At 42.9% G+C, this 23,389-nt stretch carries 20 protein-coding genes; 10 read left to right on the top strand and 10 right to left on the bottom strand.

The window, feature by feature from the left end:
* Positions 1-162 precede the first annotated feature (162 nt).
* On the top strand, positions 163-468 hold the full coding sequence (locus PN499_RS07670; protein ID WP_272031144.1) for a glutaredoxin family protein: 306 nt from the start codon (positions 163-165) through the stop codon (positions 466-468).
* Between the two features lie 33 nt (positions 469-501).
* The gene (locus PN499_RS07665; RefSeq protein ID WP_272031143.1) at positions 502-2,004 is read left to right on the top strand and encodes a UDP-N-acetylmuramoyl-L-alanyl-D-glutamate--2,6-diaminopimelate ligase; all 1,503 of its coding nucleotides are present in this window, start codon (positions 502-504) and stop codon (positions 2,002-2,004) included.
* A gap of 52 nt (positions 2,005-2,056) precedes the next feature.
* On the opposite strand, the gene PN499_RS07660 is transcribed toward PN499_RS07665, so the two are convergent.
* From PN499_RS07660 to PN499_RS07650, 3 genes are all read right to left on the bottom strand, one after another.
* Complete coding sequence (locus tag PN499_RS07660; RefSeq protein WP_272031142.1) at positions 2,057-2,833, bottom strand: hypothetical protein; 777 nt, start codon at positions 2,831-2,833, stop codon at positions 2,057-2,059.
* Positions 2,834-2,859: 26 nt separating this feature from the next.
* Positions 2,860-3,927, bottom strand: a complete 1,068-nt coding sequence (locus tag PN499_RS07655; protein ID WP_272031140.1) for a hypothetical protein — start codon at positions 3,925-3,927, stop codon at positions 2,860-2,862.
* A 450-nt stretch (positions 3,928-4,377) separates the two neighbouring features.
* The gene (locus PN499_RS07650) at positions 4,378-4,593 is read right to left on the bottom strand and encodes a hypothetical protein (protein WP_272031138.1); all 216 of its coding nucleotides are present in this window, start codon (positions 4,591-4,593) and stop codon (positions 4,378-4,380) included.
* Positions 4,594-4,734: 141 nt separating this feature from the next.
* Here PN499_RS07650 and PN499_RS07645 point away from each other — a divergent pair, with 141 nt between their 5' ends.
* From PN499_RS07645 to PN499_RS07630, 4 genes are all read left to right on the top strand, one after another.
* Positions 4,735-5,100 carry an IS1595 family transposase gene (locus tag PN499_RS07645; RefSeq protein ID WP_272031136.1) on the top strand — a complete coding sequence of 122 codons (366 nt, stop codon included), beginning with the start codon at positions 4,735-4,737 and terminating at the stop codon, positions 5,098-5,100.
* Between the two features lie 441 nt (positions 5,101-5,541).
* On the top strand, positions 5,542-7,110 hold the full coding sequence (locus tag PN499_RS07640) for a C39 family peptidase (RefSeq protein ID WP_272031135.1): 1,569 nt from the start codon (positions 5,542-5,544) through the stop codon (positions 7,108-7,110).
* Positions 7,111-7,274: 164 nt separating this feature from the next.
* Positions 7,275-8,096: a C39 family peptidase gene (locus PN499_RS07635; protein WP_272031134.1), complete on the top strand. Its 822-nt coding sequence runs from the start codon at positions 7,275-7,277 to the stop codon at positions 8,094-8,096.
* A gap of 90 nt (positions 8,097-8,186) precedes the next feature.
* Entirely contained in the window at positions 8,187-11,081 is a 2,895-nt protein-coding gene (locus tag PN499_RS07630; RefSeq protein WP_272031132.1) for a WD40 domain-containing protein, read from the top strand.
* Here PN499_RS07630 and PN499_RS07625 read toward each other — a convergent pair.
* Entirely contained in the window at positions 11,078-11,542 is a 465-nt protein-coding gene (locus PN499_RS07625) for an NUDIX hydrolase (protein ID WP_272031130.1), read from the bottom strand. The two genes, PN499_RS07630 and PN499_RS07625, sit on opposite strands and share 4 nt — an antisense overlap.
* 121 nt (positions 11,543-11,663) lie before the next feature.
* Positions 11,664-12,086, bottom strand: coding sequence for a DNA-binding protein (locus PN499_RS07620; RefSeq protein ID WP_272031129.1), 423 nt, complete (start codon positions 12,084-12,086; stop codon positions 11,664-11,666).
* An 88-nt stretch (positions 12,087-12,174) separates the two neighbouring features.
* Between PN499_RS07620 and folD the strand changes: the two genes are divergently transcribed.
* A complete protein-coding gene (gene folD, locus PN499_RS07615; protein WP_272031127.1) occupies positions 12,175-13,050 on the top strand; it encodes a bifunctional methylenetetrahydrofolate dehydrogenase/methenyltetrahydrofolate cyclohydrolase FolD in 876 nt (291 codons plus the stop codon).
* 54 nt (positions 13,051-13,104) lie between these two features.
* On the opposite strand, the gene PN499_RS07610 is transcribed toward folD, so the two are convergent.
* Positions 13,105-16,668 (bottom strand): WD40 domain-containing protein, encoded by a 3,564-nt coding sequence (locus PN499_RS07610; RefSeq protein WP_272031126.1) that lies wholly within the window; start codon positions 16,666-16,668, stop codon positions 13,105-13,107.
* Between the two features lie 41 nt (positions 16,669-16,709).
* Positions 16,710-18,335 carry an AAA-like domain-containing protein gene (locus PN499_RS07605; protein ID WP_272031124.1) on the bottom strand — a complete coding sequence of 542 codons (1,626 nt, stop codon included), beginning with the start codon at positions 18,333-18,335 and terminating at the stop codon, positions 16,710-16,712.
* A gap of 356 nt (positions 18,336-18,691) precedes the next feature.
* On the opposite strand from PN499_RS07605, the gene crtE reads away from it, so the two are divergent.
* Positions 18,692-19,618, top strand: coding sequence for a geranylgeranyl diphosphate synthase CrtE (crtE, locus tag PN499_RS07600; protein WP_272031122.1), 927 nt, complete (start codon positions 18,692-18,694; stop codon positions 19,616-19,618).
* A 15-nt stretch (positions 19,619-19,633) separates the two neighbouring features.
* Positions 19,634-20,092: a divergent PAP2 family protein gene (locus PN499_RS07595; RefSeq protein ID WP_272031121.1), complete on the top strand. Its 459-nt coding sequence runs from the start codon at positions 19,634-19,636 to the stop codon at positions 20,090-20,092.
* 62 nt (positions 20,093-20,154) lie between these two features.
* Here PN499_RS07595 and PN499_RS07590 read toward each other — a convergent pair whose 3' ends face one another.
* The 3 genes from PN499_RS07590 to PN499_RS07580 all read right to left on the bottom strand — a co-directional run bounded on the left by PN499_RS07590 (position 20,155) and on the right by PN499_RS07580 (position 22,075).
* Positions 20,155-20,835, bottom strand: coding sequence for a hypothetical protein (locus tag PN499_RS07590; RefSeq protein WP_272031120.1), 681 nt, complete (start codon positions 20,833-20,835; stop codon positions 20,155-20,157).
* Between the two features lie 129 nt (positions 20,836-20,964).
* On the bottom strand, positions 20,965-21,285 hold the full coding sequence (locus PN499_RS07585; RefSeq protein ID WP_272031119.1) for an MgPME-cyclase complex family protein: 321 nt from the start codon (positions 21,283-21,285) through the stop codon (positions 20,965-20,967).
* 67 nt (positions 21,286-21,352) lie between these two features.
* A complete protein-coding gene (locus PN499_RS07580) occupies positions 21,353-22,075 on the bottom strand; it encodes a pyridoxine 5'-phosphate synthase (protein WP_272031118.1) in 723 nt (240 codons plus the stop codon).
* Positions 22,076-22,331: 256 nt separating this feature from the next.
* On the opposite strand from PN499_RS07580, the gene PN499_RS07575 reads away from it, so the two are divergent.
* Entirely contained in the window at positions 22,332-23,309 is a 978-nt protein-coding gene (locus PN499_RS07575; protein ID WP_272031116.1) for a CHAD domain-containing protein, read from the top strand.
* Positions 23,310-23,389 lie beyond the last annotated feature (80 nt).

The following is a 23,389-nucleotide window of genomic DNA, read 5'->3' as shown; positions in this document are numbered from 1 at the left end:
CGCCGCAACCATCTTCTTCTATGAGTTACAGGTTTTTTGCGGCGAGCGCCCACCCTACGTTTAATTATGTCCGACTACTTAATTAGAACGTTTTTAATTGCTGAAACCATTGATTTTCCCTGCACTTCCTTCTTCCTTCTTCCTTCTTCCTTCTTCCTTCTTATGCGATTAATTTTGTACAGTAAACCCGGTTGCCATTTATGCGAAGGGTTGCAAGAAAAACTTGAACAGATTAAAAATCTGACATTTGAACTAGAAGTGCGGAACATCTGCGATCGCGAAGATTGGTTTCAAGCTTACCAGTACGAAGTCCCACTCCTGTTTAAAGTTCAGCCTTCGCATACAGATTCCACAGGCGAGGCTGCATCTAGCCCAGAACAACTGTTACCCCGGCTTTCCCCCCGTTGCAGTGTCGCGCAATTGGAACAAATGTTACAGAAATATTTACAGATTCCCGATCCAGAATAGACGCAATATCCAGATGTGAGGAGTTTTTGACTTATGAAACTTAAAGAATTATTAGCAACAATTCCAAATATTTCCCTTTCTCTCTCTCATCCCGCCCTCGACTGCGAGGTAAAGGGTTTGGCGACTAATTCCCATGCTTGTCAACCGGGAGATTTATTTTTAGGAATGCCAGGGACACGGGTAGACGGAGGAGATTTTTGGCAAGGTGCGATCGCTTCTGGTGCGATCGCCGCCCTAGTTTCCACTCAAGCAGCAGAGAAAGCGGGGGAGCTCTTAAGCGGGGGGGAGGTTCCTTGTATTATCCCTGTCGCCGACATGACGGAAGCTTGCGCCCACATCGCTACTGCTTTTTATGGCTACCCTGGAAATCAGCTCAAACTTGTTGGCGTTACTGGTACTAACGGCAAAACTACAACTACTCATTTAATCGAATTTTTGCTTAGTAAAGCTGAGTTACCGACTGCACTTTTCGGCACGCTTTACACCCGTTGGCCGGGATTTCAAGAAACAGCAATTCACACGACTCCCTTTGCAGTTGAACTGCAAAAACAGCTAGCAGCATCAGTAGAAGCTGGCTCTAAGTTTGGGATCATGGAAGTTAGTTCTCACGCTTTAGCACAAAGTCGAGTGCTTGGTTGTCCCTTCGAGGTTGCGGTGTTTACGAATTTAACTCAAGATCACCTTGACTATCACCGCGACATGGAGGATTACTTTAATGCTAAAGCGCTTTTGTTTAGTTCCAATTATCTCAAAGGTCGCGCTATTGTCAACGCTGATGATGCCTACGGGCGGCGGATTATTGACAGCTTAAATTCTGAGCAAGTTTGGAGTTACAGCACTAACTATAGTAAAGCAGATTTATGGGCTTCTGACTTAAAATATGAACCCAATGGTGTGAAAGGAATATTGCATACTCCCAAAGGTGAAGCTGATTTTTACTTGCCATTGGTAGGTCAGTATAACTTATCAAATTTACTGGCTGCTGTCGGCGCGGGATTGCATTTAGGTTTAGAATTGAGCGCAATTGTACTCAATTTACCAGAATTTCCAGGCGTACCGGGGCGGGTAGAAAAGGTGCAAATTAGCCCCGCTCAAGATATTAGCGTGATTGTGGATTATGCCCATACTCCCGACAGCTTAGAAAACTTGCTAAAAGCGTCGCGGCCGTTTATTCCGGGGCGGATGATTTGCGTGTTTGGGTGCGGTGGCGATCGCGATCGTACCAAGCGCCCGAAAATGGGTAAAATTGTGGCAGAATTGGCAGATGTAACTGTTGTCACCTCTGACAATCCCCGCACTGAAGACCCAGAGCGAATTTTGCAAGACGTTTTAACAGGAATAGCCCCTGAAGTTAAGCCGCTAGTTATTGGCGATCGCGCCCAAGCAATTCGCACAGCTATTCTCGAAGCCAAACCTGGAGATGGCGTATTAATTGCAGGGAAAGGTCACGAAGATTATCAAATTTTGGGCACTGAAAAAATCCACTTCGATGACAGAGAACAGGCAAGATTAGCGCTGAATGAAAGAATGAAATAATATTTTGACTCGAAGGCAAAGATTATATCATAATCTTTGCCTTCTGTGCCAATTAATTATTAACCATTTTTTCTGCGGAAGTAATCGTGCAAAATCGGCAAACACAGCCCAAGAATTCTACTAATTTGTAATTAGCTACAAACATATAGCGCTCGCGCCGCCAAATAGGAGAAGCCTGTTCTCGCGACCAACGATATCCGCGATAATTGTATTGCCAAAGTTCCCTGTCCCTTTCTAGACGAACCATCAGCTCATTGAGTATATCGTCATCCCAAAGTGCTGTAATTTCCTTACCTACAACCTCTCCAGCAGAACGGTTATTAGACAGCAAAGCAGAACGATTCGCAAACAAAACCTTTTGATCGGACATCTGGGTAATGTAAATCGGATTCTGGTGTCGATAGAGATCGTTCAAATCCAAATCTAGCTCGGAAGTCACAATATTTGACATAGGCTGATTGTGGCTACTTGTCATAAAACAATCCTTCACTAACTTTTCAGCATTAAGTTTGGGTATGAACTGCTGTCCAGCACATACTATTTCCAACTTGGGGATAAATCCCAGTTTCATAGTTTCCTTGAGCCCATAGATAGCTAAAGAAATCACTTTAGACATTTTGAAAATACGGGCTGCAACAATTGCCGAAGGACAATCAAAGCGCAAAGTTCTACTATTAGTAATCAATTCGATATTCACCCCTTCTAAAACCTGATGGCTGGTACTAGGAAGAAATTTACAGAGCAGAGACCCAACTAAATAATTAGAAGCTGCCTGAAATTCCCTTTCTAGTTGTAGTTCATCACTGTTGTCACTTTGATATTCCCGCATAGAACACCCTGATATTTAATCTAACTTCAATCCAAACGCTTTCCATTTACCTCGCAATCGACCTCACCATGTCCTAAATGGTGAGTATGGTTCTCAGGAGAAGCACGAGGTTCGACTTCCTCTGAGGAAGCTGATAAAGAAATCCCATCCCGCAGTGCAATCAGTTCTTCGTGTTCGTAAAGACTTCCATCTGGTTTTTTGATGAAAATCCCCATCCACAAAAGTTCTCGATCGTCTGGTAATAATTTGCCCCTGACAATAGGAGAAATTCGGCTCGGATATAAGCCAGCTTCTCTTCCTTCTCTCAGCAGCCGCTCCTCAAATTGTTCATAGCTTAAACCGTGCTCAACTCTATATTGTTCCATTAAAATGTAAAAAGGATTGTTTTGATATTTTTTCATTTCAAGTAAACCCAGCTCCTGAAGTTTGAAAAATATCAGATCGCGGAGCCGATTATCCACCTGCACCAATTTTTCCAAGGGCAAATTTTCGGCAAGTTCAAAAATAATTTTGGCTACCGTTTCCCGATCGATATGGTTTACTTGGAAGCTTTCTAAATCCTTGGCACTATCCCCCTTAAGATTGAGCTGATTAACGTCAAAAGGCATCGGTGTTGTTTCTTGTTGCTTCCTACCAGATACTCCCCCCCTATTTTGCTCAGGCAAGTTTGCAGACAGTCCGCTTTTGGGCAGCCGCGACACCAAATCCCCCGCTTGTTCACCAGTATCTTTCAAAACCTGAATTAGTTCAGTTAAGGTAAGCTCCTGCAACCAGGCTCGGAATTTGGGGAACGTAATTACAGCTCTGGATCTCGGCAATAAACCCTCTAGGGCAGTTCCTTCAATTAAATCTGTTAGCTCATAATCTCCACGCAAATAGCGCTCTATTAATTCAGGAGTGAAACCAGACAACTCCGACAATTTAGGGAGAAGAAATTCCCACATTTCATCGCTGGGAAAAGCTCTAGCTGTTTCCCAAGCACTGTAAGTTGGCAATTTGATCTCTAAGCGAACCGCGAACTTCTTAACACCGTCGTTACCGCGAATGTACTTCAGGAGTTCGGAAAATCTTTGCTTTTTTTCTTGTGATATCACTTTGCCGACACTCCTAAATGAGTATGGTTTAAGTCTGCACGCCGGAGTTGGAGTACAGAGTCTCATCACCATTATCCTAATTTGCGGCGATGTACTGCACGAGTTATAGCCGAAGGAGAAGGATTTAGTTATCTAGGAGAGAAGGAAGAAGGATTTTAGCGATCTAGGAGAGAAGGAAGAAGGATTTTAGTTATAGCAACCGCTAGCATTAGTGGACTTTTTTAATTGCTATAACCTTTACTTTTCTTCTATTTTCTTCTCTTTCCCTAGCAGGAAAGCCCTAGTCTCTAGCCCCTAACTGACGAAAGCGGTTGCTATCAGTAGCCATAGGCGATCGCACTTTAGATGAGGGGTATTTCCCCCCAGGTAACTCACCCGCTTTTCTCGACCTGTTTTAACAAAATGGTTCACCTCTGTTATTGACACAGCAGAAAAATGGTTGTACGTTATTTAAACATACAAATAGCATATTATGTTATTTGTATGTTTGAAAGTAGGGCAACACCCCACAGACAAACTGAATTTGGAGGTTGATTCGTAAAAACGCGCGATCGCAGTGCCGCCCTCGACACTCGAACCCTGACAACCTTGATGCCATAAGTGTTGAATGTAGTTTAGTTCAGTAGAACTGCCGTGCAAAGCGATCGCACTTCGATCTGCCTGCATTTAAACACCCAAACTATTAGCAAGAGTAAAAACTACTCTTCACAAATTTGAGATTTTGGATGCAATTCAAAATCACCGATTTTTGTATCCAAAATCGGATTAACTTATTTTCCCGACTTCAGCGAGACGGCTAAATTTTTTATGCCAGAAATAAAACGATGTTCCGATCTCGAAGAAATTCGCTGGGGCGGTAAACCGCAATGCCCTTACTGCGGTTCCACCAATTCTACCCCCATTAAAAAAGAACTTCGATACCACTGTAATTCTTGCTTTACTTCCTACAGCGTTACCGTTGGCACCCTATTTCATAAAACTCACGTCGATCTCCAAAAGTGGTATCAGGCTATTCAACTTGTCCTGACAACAGGAAATATCAGCGTTCGCAAATTAGCCCAGGAGATAGAAGTCAACAAAAATACAGCTTCCTATATGCTAGTACGGATTCGCAAAGCCATGATCGAAGAACAAGACCTCCTGTATTCTCTCGTAGGAATTAATAAAAGTTAAGCATCTAAATATGGCAGTTTAGTTAACGATTAAGCTGTTATGCAGTTAATTTTTTTGCTCAAAAGCCTTGCTACAAGGACTCTAGGCTGCAAAATATTAAATTTAGATGTGCGTCAGCTTCACAGCCCAAAAATGACTGTTTACCGTCCCAATGCTTAAATCCTCCAACAAAAAGCAAGCAGATTTTTTTACTGTCCTAGTTAGCGGTAGTGACGTAACCATCTAACAATGAGTAGCATAAAAACTGCAATAGAAATATCTATCAGGGGGAATAGAGGTAAAGCAAGATAGATAAATTTTTCCAAGTCGCTTTTGCCCCGGAAAATTAACACCAATTCAAGGCATAGGATCGCTTTCCCAGACTAAGCTTCCTCAGCCTCGATTTGTAGCATCAAACTAGCAGAAAACAGAAATCAATCCATTCAATAGGGATCGAATCAAATGTCTATTTCATTAATCAATGTTGCTAAATACTATAAAGGTAAACCTCACCAAACTAAAGCGCTAGAGCGACTGCAAGAGCAAATTCTCGCCGTCCGACCAGACTTGCTACAAGAGAACTCAGACTTCATTAAAGCTTGGAGGACACCTCTACCGGGCCAAGAACAAAAAGCGATCGCAGCCACCCCCACCAAAAGCGGCGGTACAGTTAAACTGAACGTTCCTTACCTCAGCCAACTTGACAACGAAAACAATCCCTACGGGTCTTGTAACGTCACTTGTGTAGCCATGTGCATGGCCTACTTCGGTCATCCGTTAATGAATCCGAAAACAGGGGAACAGTTAGAAGACGAATTATACCGCTACTGTATCGACAACGGTCTCTCCCGGCATTCCCCCCAGGACTTAGACAAACTAATGACCATCTACGGCTATGAAGACGACTTTCAAGAAGCCGCAAAGTGGGGAGATGTCAAAAAGTGGCTAGAGTCTGGGAAACCTTGCATAGTACATGGGTGGTTTACCCGTTCTGGACACATCATCCAAATTCGCGGCTACAACGAGAAAGGCTGGATCGTCAACGATCCTTATGGACAATGGTATAGCAGTGGTTACGACACCAGCGTTAGCGGTGCTGGCTTAACCTACTCTTACGAAATGATGAAGGATGTCTGCGGCACAGACGGCGATTTATGGATTCACTATGTTTCTGGCAAAATCGGGCAAAACACCAGCAAACCAGGTCAACCAGCCACGCCAAAATCGGGAATGACGCTGCAAGACATTTTAAAGAGTGGTCAGCCAGTTGGTATAGAAGAAGCAGCTAAAGAAACAGCTTTAATTAAACAGATTCAAATCCGACTGCGATCGCTAAAAATACCAGTAGGCCAAGCCGATGGCAAATGTGGAGAAGCAACAAAAGCCGCGATCGCACGCTTTAACAAAGCCTTCAAAGCTCCCGAAGATCAAATCACCCCCGCCGCTGCCAAACAACTGATTCAAGCGCCAACAGTACCAGGCTTTGACCCCTTACTGGAGATGATTTCCCCAGCACTCACCTCCGTCATTCTCGATTGTCCGCTTAAAGATGCTCAAACCTATCTGCCGGGAGTAATGAAAGGGCTCCACGCCAAAGGCATCCTTACCAAAGCTACGTTAATTGCTGCCCTCGCTACCATCGGCGTAGAAACCGCAGGTTTCCAGCCGATTAACGAATGGGGTGACGACGATTATTTCACTGATATGTATGAAGGCCGCGATGATTTGGGTAATACCCAATCTGGTGATGGAGTGCGCTATCACGGGCGTGGTTTCATCCAAATTACCGGTCGGGCAAATTATAGATCCTACGGCAAAAAATTGGGTGTGAAATTAGAAGAGAACCCAGAATTAGCTTTAGATCCTGACATTGCCGCCAAAATTCTGATCGAATATTTTTGGGATCGCGAGGTAGATAAAGCAGCCCAAGAAGCTGACTGGAAAGGAGTCCGGCAGTTAGTAAATGGTGGTCTCAATGGCTGGGATCATTTTTGGCCAGTAGTCCAACATCTACAAGCCAGTCTTTGTTAATTACAAGTTATCCCAATTCTCGTCAATAGTTAACAATTAACAGTCAACAGTCAACAGTTAACAGTTAACAGTCAACAGTCAACAGTTAACAGTTAACAGTTAACAGTTAACAGCTAACAGTTAACCTTCACCACTCAAAAATTATCAATCAGAGGTGCATTCAGATGACTATTTCTTTAGTTAACATCGCTAAATACTACAAAGGCGAACCAAATCAAGAGAAAGCTCTCAAGATTCTCCAAGCAGAATTAGAGAAAACTCACCCCCATCTTTTGAGAGAAGATGCCGACTTTGTAAAAATCTGGAAAAGCCCTGAAGAACAGCAAGCAACTGGGGCAATTGTAACAACAACCACCGCAGTAATGACCACAACAGGCGGTGAAATAAGCGTAGCAACGGGAACCGCTGTATCTAACGGCGGTGCGCTTGCAGTCACATCAACAGCAACAGTTGTAAAAACAACAGGAAACCCCTCTAGCGTTCAATTGCCTATTCCCTATTTTAGTCAACTCAACAACGAACAAAACCCTCACGGATCTTGTAACGTCACTAGCGTTGCCATGTGCATAGTGTATTTTGGGCATCAAGGTTTAAGTCCCAGCGGCGAACAGTTGGAAGATGAATTATACCGCTATTGCAGTGACAATGGATTATCGCGGCATTCCCCCACTGACTTAGCCAAATTAATTGAAATTTACGGTTATAAAGATGACTTTCAACCTGATGCTAAATGGGGAGATGTTAAAAAGTGGCTGGCAGCAGGAAACCCTTGTATTGCTCATGGTTGGTTCACTCGTTCGGGACATATTATCACAATTGTCGGATACAACGACAAAGGCTGGATTGTCAACGATCCCTATGGCGAATGGTATGAGTGGGGATACGAAACAAGTGTTAGTGGTAAAGGATTAACTTACACCTACGGAATGATGAAACAGGTCTGTGGTTCTGATGGGGATTTATGGATTCACTATGTTTCTAAGTAAGAGTTGTTAACAGTTAACCATTAACCATTAACCATTAACTGTTAACTGTTAACTATTAGTTGTCTGTCGTTTCAGTCAGGGTTTTGTCTAATGAAAGAAGCATTTATCTCCTACTCCCGTAAGGATCTGGAGTTTGTCCAAAAACTTTTCGACAGTTTTTGCCAAGAACAAAGAGAGGTCTGGTTTGACCAGAAAAATATTCCGCTAACAGCAGATTGGCGGAAGGAAATGTATATAGGCATTGAAGAATCGCAGAATTTTGTTTTTATTATCAGTCCCGATTCTGTAACCTCTAAACCTTGTTTAGAAGAGATAGAACACGCTGTACTGCATAATAAACGGTTGCTGCCGATAATGTATCGGAAGACTCCTTCTTCAACTGTACATCCAGCCATACGTTCCCTCAATTTTATTCCCTTTCCTGAAGACTGCGATTTTGATACCCATTTTAAAACTCTAATAGCAGCAATCGATACCGATCTTACCCATGTCAAAGCTCACACCAGACTGCAACTAAGAGCAATTGAGTGGGACAAGAAAAACCGAGATGTAAGTTTCTTATTGCGAGGAAGCGATCTAAGAGAAGCTGAAAGCTGGATTGAAGAAAGCACTAATAAAGAACCTAAACCAACACCCCTACATACCCAGTATTTAATTGCTAGCGGTCAAGGCGAAATCAAGCGCCAAAGGGCAACAATTGGAGCAGTAGGTGTTGGCTTAGTTGCCTGTATAGTATTAGCAGCAGTGGCACTAGGACAGCGTGAAGAAGCTATTCACCAGCGAAACTTTGCCAGAGAACAGGAAATTCAAGCTCTTACTTCCCTATCTCAAGCCAAGCTACTGACAGAGGATCAGCTAGATGCGATGACGGCAAGTATCAAAGCAGCTAAACAGTTACAACAGACCAAAAATGCGTCAGAAAAGCTTCAGAATTTGACTAGAGATGGTCTACGTCAAGCGGTGTTTAAAGTACAAGAAAAAAACCGCTTTGAGGGACACACTGCCGAAGTTAATAGCCTAAGTTTTTCCCCCGATGGCAATCTGATTGCATCGGCAAGTCACGACAGAAGTATAAAAATCTGGAAGCGTGACGGCACTTTAGTTGCTACGCTTCCCCACGCACAAGCCGTGCGGAGCGTAAATTTCTCCCACGATGGTCAATTAATAGCCTCTGCCAGTTTTGACAAGACTGTTAAACTCTGGAAAATAGACGGTACCTTAGTTGCTACTCTTGAGCACAAAGAGCCTGTTCGCAGTGTCGCCTTCAGTCCCGGTGACAAAATAATTGTGAGTGGTACTACCAATGGATACCTATTAATCTGGAGTTTAAAGGGCGAATTACTTAAAACTATAGCCGCCCACAATCGTGATATCAATAGCGTAACTTTCAGTCCCAATGGTCAATTAATTGCTACAGCTAGCAGCGATAAAACTGCTAAACTTTGGACATTGGAAGGTGAACTTATACAAACTCTTTCCGGTCATAGAGATAGAGTTTGGGAAGTGAATTTTTCCCCAGATAGCCAGACAATAGCTACTGCTGCTGCTGACAATAATATTAAGCTGTGGAAAAACGAAAATCCGATTCAAATTAGGCAGGAAGAAATTAAAGAATCTTATTTAATAGGAGATGCTTCCTCCACAGTTCCCCATTATTTACCGTACATGACTCTCCAGGCTCATACAAACTGGGTGCGGAGCGTAAGTTTTTCTCCAGACGGTCAAACTATAGCTTCAGCTAGTTACGATAAAACTATTAAACTATGGAACATTAGCGGCGTTTTAATCAGAACTTTCCAGGGCAGTAATGGCGGTATTAAAAGCATTAGATTCTCGCCCGATGGCAGCACAATTGCTTCTGGTAGTACCGACGGAATTATTAAACTTCGGAGTATCCAAGGTACGTTAGTCGAAGTTCTTCAAGGGCATCGATCCGGTATCAAAGGTGTGAGATTCAGCCCTAATGGGAAACTGATAGCTTCAGTTGGCGTAGATGATACTATAAAATTTTGGAGTTCTACGGGTTCTTTGCTCAGAAATCTTAACTATGGGGCGGGACTTACGAATGTAAACTTTAGCCCGGACGGTAAAACGATCGCTACGCCGAGCTATGATAATACGGTGCAGCTTTGGAATCTGAATGAGGCCTTAAAAAATCCTCTAGCTGTCCCTTTCAGGCAATTTGTAGGGCACACTTCTACTGTTAACAATATCAGTATTTCTCCTGATGGGAAACTTATGGCATCAGCGAGTGCAGATGGTACTGTGAAATTGTGGAGCCTGAAAGATGGAACTATGTTAAAAAGCATGGATGCCCATCTTCCTGAAGCTACAGACGTAACTTTCACAAAGGACAGTAAAAGATTAGTGACTGTGGGCAGTGATGGTAATGTTAACCTTTGGGATATAGAAGGGAATTTATTGCAAAAATTCCGGGCTCATAGCGATTGGATCAATGCTCTCATGTTCAATTCAAAGCGCAATATTCTGGCTACCTCTGCTGGCGATAAACTTGTAAAATTGTGGCAATTGAATGCTAAAGGATTGTTTGAAACTACGCCTTACAAAATTCTTGAAGGAAGTAAGGATTGGGTTTTTGATGTGGCTTTTGGGGACTCTGACCAGCTTATTGCCGCCGGGAGTAAAGATGGTACTGTTAGAATTTGGAACTTAGATGGTAAGCTGGTGACAACTCTTGATGAGCATCGGGATTGGGTGTTAGCAGTAGCTTTTAGCCCGGATGGTCAAAAACTAGCATCGGCTTCTGCTGATAAAACGGTGATTCTCTGGACTTTGGAAAGTCTTCGACAACTGGAAGTTGCGGAGCGTTCAACTGATATTAATAGTCTACTGGTGCGCGGCTGCGATTCGCTACGCGACTATCTCAAGACTAATCCCAAAATTGAGGAACACGATCGCACTCTGTGTGATGGTATTAAAAAGACAAAAGAGCAAGAGGCTTTAGGATTAGTCCCCAAAAATTAACCTTTGTGCTTAAGTGCTAAGCTACAAAGTTGTGGATTTTTTTCGATAAAATCTAACAGGATACGCTGGTGAGGGCTCCCAAGCGATCGCACCATCCCAGCGTTTTCTGAATAACGGCTACCTACCCTAATTTCGTCAGGCGTTAACAATGCCATATCCCAACCTTCTTTTAACACCAAATCCTTGACATTTACACTAAGTTGTGCATAGAAAACATGGCGGATCACAGTTACATCTGTGTAGCACCCAAACTTGGAAAAAGTAGAGGGAGTATAGCCGATTTCCTCTTGTAATTCTCGCTCTAGGGCAAATTCAGGGGTTTCATCAAGTTCAATGTGTCCGCCGAAAAATGCCCATTTTCCAGGGTAAGCAATTCCGGGAATATCATCTCGTAATTGCAAGAGAAATTTGCCGTCCTGATACAAAATAGCGACTGCAACTTCAACTAGATTATTTGTCATTTTTATTTGTTATTTGTTATTTGTTATTTGTTAGTGGTTAAGTAAATCCACAGAATCAACGTAAAATAAAGATGACTACAGCCCTGGCGGTGTAAATCGTCCTCCTTCTTCTCCCTTCCTTCTACTTAGTTGGTGGAGTGGTTTTTAATTGTTCGATTTCCTCAATATAAACCTCACCTAAATCTTTTCCTGCTAATTCCTTCAACGTAATGCCTTTATAGCGTACCAAGCCTCTAATTAGCATTTGTTCTCCAATTTGCGGTACAGTTTGCTTAGTTAAAACCCAAATTCTGCCTGTATTATCCTCAAGTTGATATGCACCTGTCCCCAAAAAAGGGGCGCGGCTTTCAACTTTGCCTTTGAGGTAAACTTTGGCTTCGAGTTCCGGTTTTTGTTGAATGTCAGCAATGCTGTTGGCATTGAAATCGAGAGTTAGGCGAGAGTTAGCCAAATTCCCGCAACTGAACAGCCCACCGAAAAGTATTAGCGATAGGGGGGCAATGCGGAATGCCTGAACCCACACTGGTTTGATTGCGGTAATCATTGCTTAAAAGTCAGTAGCAGGACATTTTATAGAAGAGACAAAGGTCTAAAATCTAAAATCGTCAGCCCCTAGCCCATAATTTACGATCATGGATGCCAAAACTACCCACATCTTAGACGGTAAAGCTCTAGCACAAAAGATTCAATCAGAGCTAATCTCGCGCGTCCATTCCCTACAAAGCCAAAAAGGTCGCCCTCCAGGGCTTGCAGTGTTGATGGTTGGCGAAAACCCGGCGAGTGCTACTTATGTCCGTAACAAAGAGCTCGCTTGTGCCAAAGTTGGCATTGCTTCTTTCGGGCAGCACTTTCCGGCTGATACAACTCAGACTGAACTCGAACAAGCGATTCAAACTCTCAATCAAGATGAGAGAGTGGACGGGATTTTAGTACAGTTGCCTTTACCTGGTCACTTAGACGCGATTTCCCTACTTTATCAAATTGCTCCTGATAAAGATGCTGATGGGCTTCACGCGATGAATCTGGGCCGTTTGGTAAGGGGGGAGGCGGGTTTGCGAAGTTGTACGCCAGCGGGGGTGATGCGGCTGTTACAGGAATATGACATTGATTTGAAGGGAAAACGGGCTGTAGTTTTGGGCCGCAGTATTCTTGTGGGTAAACCGATGGCTTTAATGCTGTTGGAAGCTGATTGTACTGTGACTGTGGCTCATTCGCGATCGCAAAACTTAGAATCTATCACCCGCGAAGCGGATATCTTAATTGCTGCTGTCGGTCGCCCGGAAATCGTTACCGCTAATATGGTTAAACCTGGTGCTGTGGTAGTAGATGTAGGGATGAACCGCGTTGTTAAAGAGGATGGTTCTAGCCGTTTAACGGGAGATGTTGACTTCAATTCTGTGCAAGCAGTGGCAGAATTTATTACTCCTGTACCCGGAGGCGTTGGCCCGATGACTGTGGCAATGTTGTTGCAGAATACGGTTTGGAGTTGGGAAAATCAACAGGGATAGAACTCAAACTAATTAGATGGAAGGCAATAACCACCGGGGTAAAACCCCGGCGGGTTAAAAAAAATAGTCCCAGATGTGAGTTAAAAACTTTTTTGTGGTCAGCATTCTAGGTTTAATGATATTAATACCATCGCACAAATGGCGATCGCTCTCCTTTACTTCTACATTCGTCCGCAGATAATCGCCAACCCAATTACAAGCATAATCTAGTTCATTGACCGTCCGAATTTGCTTTAAATCCCACATAATTACAGTGCCATCATCTCCCCCAGAAACCAGAAAGTTTCCATTAGGTACAAAAGCAACACTAATCGCCGTTCCTTGATGTCCGGGTAAAGTAGTCAGCAACTTTCCCTCTAAATTCCATAATTTTACCTGATTGTCAGCTCCACCTGTAGCAATAGTTTGACCGTCAGGACTAAAAGCAACTCGCGTTAACCCCTGACCATTTGCCTTAATTGTTCTTAGTAATGTTCCATCTAATTTCCAGAGTTTAAGAGTATCATCCCAACTAGCAGATGCAATAGCTACGCCTGTCTCTAGCATCCCCTTCCCTTGAGGACTGAAAGCAACCCCCCAAACCCCAACCTTATGACCAGCAAGTGTTCTTACTGACGTACCATCTGGTTTCCAAAGTTTCACTGTACCATCTTCGCTGGCAGAAGCTAGCAGTTGACTATCAGCGTTAAAGACTAATTTCCAGATTCTCTCCTTGTGAGCACTGATGCTGTGCAATAGTTTGCCCTCGAAATTCCAGATTTTAATGGTTTTGTCATCTCCAGCCGAAGCGATAGTTTTGCCATCGGGAGCGATCGCGATCGCATAAATGGCAGCCTGATGTCCAGTCAAGGTTCGCAACAGTTTTATCGGTGATTTCTTCCTGTCACCTAAATCCCAAAGCTGAACGCTACCTCGCTCGCTTCCAGTCACCATAATTCGACTGTCTGGACTAAAGCCCACACTCCGAAAACCATATTCTTTTTCTTTGATAGTTTGCCACAGAGATCCATCCGTCCACCATAATTTGAGAGTGCGATCAACACTGACGCTAGCAATTAACTTCCCATCTGGGCTAGTAGCAATTTCCCAAACCGTATCCTGATGACCATAAAGTGGTTTTAATAAATATTTATTGCGTTGCCAAAGTTTAACCGTACCATCGTCACTGGCGGAAGCAGATATCAAACCATCTGAACTTAGTGCCACATCTCGAATAATCGCCCGATGTTGTTTTAAATTTCTAATAAATGTGTCATCTATGTTCCAAATTTTCACGAGATTATCTTTTCCAGCAGTTGCCATATATTTACGCTGGCAATCAACCCCTAGCATAGCTTCATTCCCTTGAAATGTTCTCACCAAAGTACCGTCTAGCTTCCAGAGTTTAGCAGTGCGATCGCTACTGACTGATGCCACTAAATTTTCTTGCGAACAAAACGCTACATCCCACACAGCATTTTGATGTCCTTGTATAGTTTTTAATAGCCTACCATCAACGCTCCAAAGTTTAACTGTCTTATCAATTCCAGCAGAAGCAACCACCTGACTATCTGGACTAAAAGCCACATTCCAAACTGCTAGTTGATGTCCTCTCAATGTTTTCCAGAGCTTACCATCCAGCCGCCATAATTTCACAGTTTTATCGCCACTAGCTGAGGCAATCAGCTTACCATCAGGGCTGAAAGCAACTCCCCAGACAGGGGTTTGATGTGCCTGTATACTTTTTACTAAAGTTCCATCCACCCGCCAAATTTTAACACTTCCATCTAAACTTCCCCCCACAATCAGCCGATTGTCGGGACTGAAAGCAACACGATGTACTGTCGCAGTATGTTTTAATGTTTTTAGCAATGTCCCATCTCGTTTCCAGAGTTTAATAGTTTTATCACTACCACCAGTCACAATCAATCGATCGTCAGGACTAATATCAACACTCAATACATTACCTTGATGACCGATTAAACGATTAAATTCATTGTTACCATAAACTGTTTGTCTCAAGGCAGTTTCTACATTTTTAGTTGTTTCGCTATCTACACCGCCCAAATCTTCTAAGGTGTGTTTGGCTTTAATAGCTTTGAGCATCGCATCTAGTTGGCGATTTGAGGCAAATAATCCTTGGGAAGAAGATGCTAACGCCTTGATTTCGCTAATTCTGGCTTCTCTGTATTGTCTAAATGCAAATAATACCAAGCCGGAAGCTATCAAAAAAGCCACACTAATTGCTCCTAAAAATAATCTTTGCAATCTGGTTTTTTGTTGTTGCTCTATTAATTTTAATTCAATGGCTTTAGCTCGTTCAGCTTCTAAATTTAGTTGTACTTCTTTGCGATCGGATTCAACTGAAGCCGCTAAAAACTGATAATCTAAATCGCTTAAACTTTTTCCTTGCGACCAGATTTGAGCATCTTTTAAAGCTTGCCCTCGTAATAGTCGAGAGTTATCAGTTTGGTGAGCAGCTATCCACGCATCAAAGGTTTGAGAATAGGGACGTAATTGACCTAATTCTGATGCCACCCATCCCCGATCGAATACGTTAGCATAAATTTTATTTTTGACTTGTAAATAACTCTGATATTTGACAACTAAGCCTGATAAAATTAATTCATTATGTTCCCAACTATCATTAGCTAAAACTTCTCCATCTTGTAAAATTTGCTGATAAATTCCCAGAAGTCTGCCTTTGTGTTGTTCATTATAATTAAGGCGATTGCGAATCGTTCTTAAGTGTTCTGGTTCATCTTGGGATTCCCATTTATTGATAATTTTTGTTTGTACCAAAGACTCAACCCAAAACCCTTCCATACCTGTCGGAATTGTCAAGCTATTGTTGGGGTTTTCCTGACTCGTTTTCTGGACTAAATCGCAGAGCTTTTGCGTTAAAAATGGTTGCCCACCTGTCCATTTTAAAATTTCTTTTAAGATTTCTATCGCGTTATCTGTATAAGTTGCTAATCCTTTCACTAAGGGTTGAGCTTCTTCAAATTGTAACCCATGCAGTTCGATAGCCTTACCAATATTAAATGGTGTGCGATTTTTATCTTGAATTAAATCGGAAGGAGTCGCCACCCCAAAGATGGCAAAGGTGAGACGGTTATATTCAGGATCTATAGCTCTTTGATTATAACAAAAACGAATTAAGGCAAATAAATCATCTACGGGAAAGTTCAAACTAAGAATACTATCTATTTCATCGACAAATATAACTATTTTTTGCTGAGGAAATTGCACCTTTAGAAGTTCTTCAATAAAATGACTTAATCGTTGCACTAAAGAAACTTCTTCTTCTGCCTGCCACCAGGTTTTTAAGTTAAATTTTCCTAATAATTTGAAGCCTCGCCATAAGTCAGCCACTAGACCTTTATACCATTGAGGCGGTGTAATATTTTCACTGCCAATTTGAGTCATATCGAGGGAAGAGCAAACAAATCCTGACTGTTGTAGTCGATTCATTGTTCTCACTAACAATGAAGATTTCCCCATTTGTCGAGAGTTAAGTACGTAACAAAATTCACCCTTTTTTAACGCTTCGTATAGCTCATTATCAGCTTGGCGTACTACGTAAGTAAGGTCATCATTTTTGAGACTACCGCCAATTTGATATTGATAAGGTGTCATAAATGTGAAGAGGTTATTTTTAGAAATAGATAAAAACTAGCTCAGAATCTAAAATTCAAAACTGAACTTATAGTGTGGCGATTGCGTCCTTCTCTTTTAGACTGGTAAAGTGCTTTGTCTGCTTCTAATAATAGCCTTTCCCCAGTACTATTAAAAGTCGGAATTGTGCAAGCAACTCCTAAACTTATAGTAACTACAGAATTGGGTAAACCGCCAAAACTCTTAGATTTAAAAGGCACTGCAATTTTTTCAATATTGAGCCTTATTTTTTCAGCAATACGGATGGCTTCTGTAGCATCTGTGCGAGGTAAAATTATCACAAATTCTTCACCTCCATACCTTGCCACCAAGTCGCCTGGACGTTTCACAACTTGACAAATACCCTGCGCGACTTGTCGCAAACAATCATCTCCCATTTGATGCCCATAAGTGTCGTTATAAATTTTGAAAACATCAATGTCACACAAAATTAAAGATAGTGGTTCTCCTGATTCTGCCATTCGTTGCCACTCTATTTGGAAGCAATCATCAAAGGTTCGACGATTGGCAATTTGAGTCAAAGTATCGAAATAGACTAAAGATTGCAACTTTTGATTTTCTTGTTCTAGCTGTTGGAGATAAAGCGCGTTATTACTGCGATCGTTTAAACTTTTTTCGCCAAAATATATCTGATATAACTCACAGGATATCCGGCAATTATTACCATTTAATTTTACTAAGCCCATGCTATCTAATTGATATGCAATTAAAGGTTCTAATCTAACCCAGCCTGATGTGGCGACAATCTGTTTTACTGCTGCTCCCAGTTCCCTTTTTTTTTGCAGCATTACCTCCAGACTATGCAGATGATCTCGATAAATTCCCGTCTGCGTTGGAGCCGCTTGCAATAATTCTTCTAAATTACTTTTATAATAATAGAGGTGATAGATAGCCAGATGGACTAAATAGGGATGTCCTCCGACTATATTTCTTAATTTTGCGATTTGATAATCGCTCAAATTTAGTCCATACTGCTGCGCTAAATCTCGGACTTGCTCAGATGTAAATTCTGGTAAATTAATCGTTAAGCCGACATTAAATGGCGATTGATTAATGCTTAAGGAAACATATACTTCTGTCGAGTGTACTAAAACTAATCGCAATGACTGCCAAATACTGTCTCGTCTGGCTTCTTCATGCCAAAATCGCAAGAGGGGAAAAAAATCTTGAGCAATATCCGGGTATTCAAATAGTCGATTCAGTTCATTAAAAACTAATACTAATGGAGTGCGAATTTGGTCTAACAAATATCCTTCAAAGTAGATGGTGCAGCTTACCTTGCTACCCATATCTTCGTCCCAGTAATCATCGAGGTTAGGAGCTAGTTTTAATTGCCGCGCTACGTTAATAGATAGCCAACGCAAAAATTTGTCTATACTCTCAAAAATTACTGCATCAGCCTGCTGAAAATCTATTGTGACTGTGCGGTAGCCGAAAGTAGCAGCCTGGTTAATCAGACGCAGCATTAGGGAACTTTTCCCCATTTTTCTAGACCCTCGAATACGGATCAAACTTCCCGGTTTGCAAAGTTCTGTATATGCGAGAGTTTCACTGGGAGGCCGCTCAATATAAAACTTAGAATTAAGCGATATAGGGCTACCGGGAAGATCTAAGTCTTCAACAGCCACGATCTTATTTTGTGGATGGAAACTACTTATCATAAGCTAAGCCTGGAAAAGCTCCCCTCAATCTTATTTTAATATACTAGCTCAACTAACTGCACATCAATAGTATTTTGTCAAACTTATAAAGTAGGATTCTCCTGGTCAACTAATTGGTAATTTTTGCGAGCCGACGAAGTATTGACGATTGACCATTAACCATATAAGCGTTAACAACAGTTTTAGTGCTTCTGTACCACAAGACCCGTAAAATGGTTAAATTGGGTACTGCCTTTCCAGCGCATAGGGCTTAAGTGCCAATTCTAGCGGCTGGTTTGCGGCTCAATTTACTGTAAATTACAACAATTACAAGAGAGCAAGGGATGGTATTGGTACGTGAAACGCATTCGCCCCAACCGGAATCCTCTTTCGACCTATCGGTTTACCTAGCTGAACGGGGCGCGGCGGTCGAGGTGGCTCTTGATAGTGCCGTTCCCGTCACCTATCCTGAGAAGATTTACGAGGCGATGCGCTACTCGCTATTGGCGGGGGGTAAACGGTTGCGCCCGATTCTGTGTTTGGCAACCTGCGAACTGCTTGGCGGGACTGTGGAAATGGGGATGCCTACGGCTTGTGCCTTGGAGATGATCCACACGATGTCGCTAATCCACGACGATTTGCCAGCAATGGATAATGATGATTATCGGCGCGGCAAATTGACTAACCATAAGGTCTATGGCGAGGATATAGCTATTTTGGCGGGCGATGGTCTTTTAGCTTATGCTTTTGAGTTCATTGCTGCTCAAACCCAGAATGTGCCTCCTCAGCAGGTGTTGCAGGTTGTCGCTCGTTTGGGCCGCGCTGTGGGAGCGGCGGGATTGGTTGGGGGACAGGTGGTTGACTTGGACTCGGAGGGAGTTGCAGAGGTTTCTGAGGAAACTCTCAATTTTATTCACACTCATAAGACTGGCGCACTTCTAGAAGCTTGTGTGGTTTGTGGGGCTATACTTGCTGGGGCCGAACCCACTGATTTGCAGCGGCTTTCCCTTTATGCTCAGAATATTGGGTTAGCTTTCCAGATTGTGGATGACATTCTGGATATTACGGCGACTCAAGAGGAGTTGGGAAAAACTGCTGGTAAGGATGTGCAGGCTGGGAAGGTGACTTATCCCAGTTTGTGGGGGATTGAGGAATCTAAACGCCGTGCTAAACATTTGGTGGAGGCGGCTAAGGCTGAGCTGGCAATTTTTGGGGAAAAAGCCCAACCGCTGTTAGCGATCGCAGATTTTATTACCAACCGCACTCATTAGGGATACCAAATTACTATGCAGGAAATTTCCAGCAATGTCCTACATAACCAAGTGCTTGTGGTGGCTCTGTTCGCTTGTCTGATGGCTCAGCTTTTAAAAGTCCCTATTGAGTTAGTCAAAAATCGCAAGTTTAATCTGCGCTACTTGGTGACGACTGGGGGAATGCCTAGCGCTCACTCGTCTTTTGTTGGCGCTTTGGCTGCTGGGGTGGGACAGACTGTGGGTTGGGACTCTCCTGAGTTTGCGATCGCGCTGATTTTTGCAATTATCGTCATGTACGATGCGGCTGGTGTCCGACAAGCTGCTGGCAAGCAAGCTCGCATCCTCAACCAGATTATTGATGAGTTTTTTACTGAACACCAACACTTTAATGAGGATCGCCTTAAGGAATTACTCGGTCACACTCCTTTTCAAGTAATTGTAGGCTTAGGGTTGGGGGTGACAATTTCTTTACTCGCTGGGCCAGCTTATTAAATTAAAAATTAAAAGTTAAAAATTAAAAATTGTCACCCAATTTTTAATTTTTAACTTTTAATTTATTTGACTGTAGGGCTGATGAGAGTGACGCGGCGGCTGTCTACTAACATTGCTAAAAATCCGCGATCGCTTAGTGTTTGCAGCGTAGATGTGGCTGCATTCCCATCGGTGGTATAGGTTGCTAGCAAGTAAGAGCGTTGACCGTAAGATACTAAGGCTAGTTCTCTACCTAATGCTTGTTGCACTTGCGCCGCTAGTTGGGGCTGATTGACGTAATCGACTAATACCGCATAGCCAACCCCAAGAGGTTGAGGTTTGAAGCCTGGGTTAATAGATACAGGATTGTTGGGGGGTGGTGATTGAGGGGTAGGGACAACTCCTGGCTGTTGTATGGCATAGGCTGGTAGCCCTATTCTTTCTTGGAAGTACCGAGCCCATTCGTTAACGGCTTGGGGATTGCTAAACCCACCAACTCGCGTCACGGTATCGCTGATATAACGGCAAATGGTGATGTTATTGGCGTTCTGGGGCAGCGATCGCTTGGCTTTATCCTGTTGCTCCCCTGTCTGCGTAACAATTAGCAACAAATATTCTCCCGGCTGAGGGGGGGGACAGGTCGGTTGAGCTTGAGCATGATTTGCTAAAATTGTCAAGCCTGCCAAGGCGATCGCAGCCGAATTAATGAAAATTCGCGATCGCCTCAGTTTCAAAGTTGAGAAGTGGAATTTAGAAATTGTCATCCGATCCAAGAATTGAAAAGTTGACCCTATTTATAGCAACTGCCAAAGCAGTTAGGAGATTCTGAATTACTCAAAACCGAGAGATTACCTTCTTCCCCCAGTCCCTCTAACCCCTAACCCCTAGCTATATCACTCCATTGATGCTATAGCATCGGGAATTGTTTCTGAGGGAGCCTCAAATTCGCCGGTGATTACATATTCTAATCGCAGTTTCAACCAAGTAATAAATTGAGGATCGGTAGAAACGATCGCCACAGATGGCTGAGGACATTTTGCCTTAATCTCTGCCATTTTCGGCGCTTCTAGAAAAGCTGGCTGCTTCACCAACCAAAAATCAATTTCTTTTTCCTGTTCTTTATAATGACGATTTCGCTCTTTAAGAACTTCTTCAAAAGGTTCTTCCTCAAGCAAAAACTTTTGGCTAGCTAAAACGTAGTAGTAGGTTTGCATTTTCCTTAGTAATAAAAAACAGTTAACAGTTAACAGTTAACAGTTAACAGTTAACAGTTAACAATCATCAAAATTCGCCTCGCATAGCTTGTTTCATTTCGCGGATGGCCCGCTCCAAGCCAACGAGGACGGCCCGACTGATAATTGTATGGCCAATGTTGAGTTCTTCCATACCCTCAAGGGAGGCTACTGGGTAAACATTTGAGTAAGTAAGACCGTGACCGGCGTTAACTCGAAGACCGGAGGCGATCGCTAACTGACATCCCTTGGCCAATACAGCTAATTCCCTTTTCCGGTTTGCTTCAGCACTAGCTTCAGCATAGACACCCGTGTGCAATTCTATAAACTGCGCTGCGATCGCCGCCGAGGCCTCAATTTGCGTAGGTTCGGCATTGATGAACATACTGACGGGAATGCCAGCACCTTGTAACTTATCCACAACTTCACTCAACCGCTGCTGGTTCCCCGCGACATCAAGTCCTCCTTCCGTTGTCACCTCTTGTCGGCGTTCCGGTACCAGAGTAATGTAGTCAGGCTTAATATCGAGAGCGATCGCCACCATTTCATCAGTGGGAGCCATTTCTAAATTCAGGTGAGTCATCACCGTCTGTCGTAAAACACGAACATCCCGGTCTTGAATGTGCCGCCTGTCTTCCCGCAGATGCACAGTAATACCATCAGCACCGGCCAATTCTGCTAAAGCGGCCGCTGCTACAGGGTCAGGTTCCACCGTCCGGCGGGCCTGCCGAATCGTGGCAACGTGATCTATATTCACGCCAAGTGTAGGCACTCTCAACCTCTCTGTCATGTCCAGACTTTTTCGCCTCTTACTTTACCTCATTAGCTGTCACTTTTGATAGGTAGATGGCTACTTAAAGAGTTAAACCCCAAAAACATTCTTCTGTCAATATCCTTTTTGTGTTAGCTAAGTATAATTGTTGTGTCTAGACCCTCAAAAAAGTAGTATAATAAAATTTCTTATCGTTAATCTCTCCAACTTAAACTCACGTTCGCTCTGAAGACAGAGGATTGTCACCCTACCCGCTATGAAAGCACAAGCATCGTCAAAACTAAAAACTCTCGGAGCAGCAGCTTCCCAAGCAATTGAGAAATATTTCGAGAAAATCATAGCTCACGAAGCCGAAGTGCTCGCAGATCGAGACCCCGAAGAACTACACCAAATGCGCGTCGGCATGAGGCGTTTACGCTCGGCGGTGACGGGTTTTGCTCCGGTTGTAGATCTACCAAAAGAAGCCAACGAGAAAAGAATTGGTAAAATATCTCGTGTTTTAGGAGAGCTCCGAGATTTAGATGTGATGCTCGAAAGCCTTCAGAAACGCTATTATCCAATTTTGCCATCTAAAGAACAAGAAATATTAGATAAATCTTTGCTGCACTTGCTCAAAGATCGGCACCGCGCTTTAAAAAAAGTTCGGGCAATTTTGGAAAATAAACATTACCAACTATTCAAAAGATCGCTGCGAGATTGGCTAGAAGAACCCCACTATCATGCAATCGCACAGTTACCAATTGAGGACATCCTGCCAGATTTACTACTACCTCAAGTCAGCGAAATGTTTCTGCATCCGGGTTGGTTAATAGGTGTGACAGAGGGGGAAGGAGAGATTATAATCCACGAAGATATGACTTCTGAAATCCTAGAACAGAAATTGACAGAAGGAGGAGAAATTCTTCACGACCTTCGCAAACAAGCTAAGCGAGTGCGCTATTTAATGAGTTTATTTACTGAATTTTACGGTGAAACTTACGAAGCTTATCTCGGAGATGTCAAAGCAATTCAAGAATATTTAGGGGATATTCAAGACAGTGAAGTTCTAGGAGAATTTCTAGCTGATATATTTGACTTTGATATCCAGAAACAGCTTCCCACCCTAGCAGAAATTATGGCCCAAAGTCGCTTTGAATCTTGGCAGAAATGGCAACTTTTGCAGCGGCGGTATCTTACTCCTGAAGTTCGACAAAATTTCCGCTCAGAATTGATTCGCCCAACGGTGGAAGCATAATATTAATGAGTAAATCATGATGGATTTACTCAAGATTTACGTAACGCCGCCATCCTGGCGGTTCCTGATACCGCCAGGAT

The organism is Kamptonema animale CS-326, from assembly GCF_028330895.1.
Classification (GTDB): Bacteria; Cyanobacteriota; Cyanobacteriia; order Cyanobacteriales; family Microcoleaceae; genus Kamptonema; species Kamptonema formosum.
The sequence above is the reverse complement of the archived record's forward strand: the minus strand, read 5'-3'. Positions and strand labels throughout refer to the sequence as shown.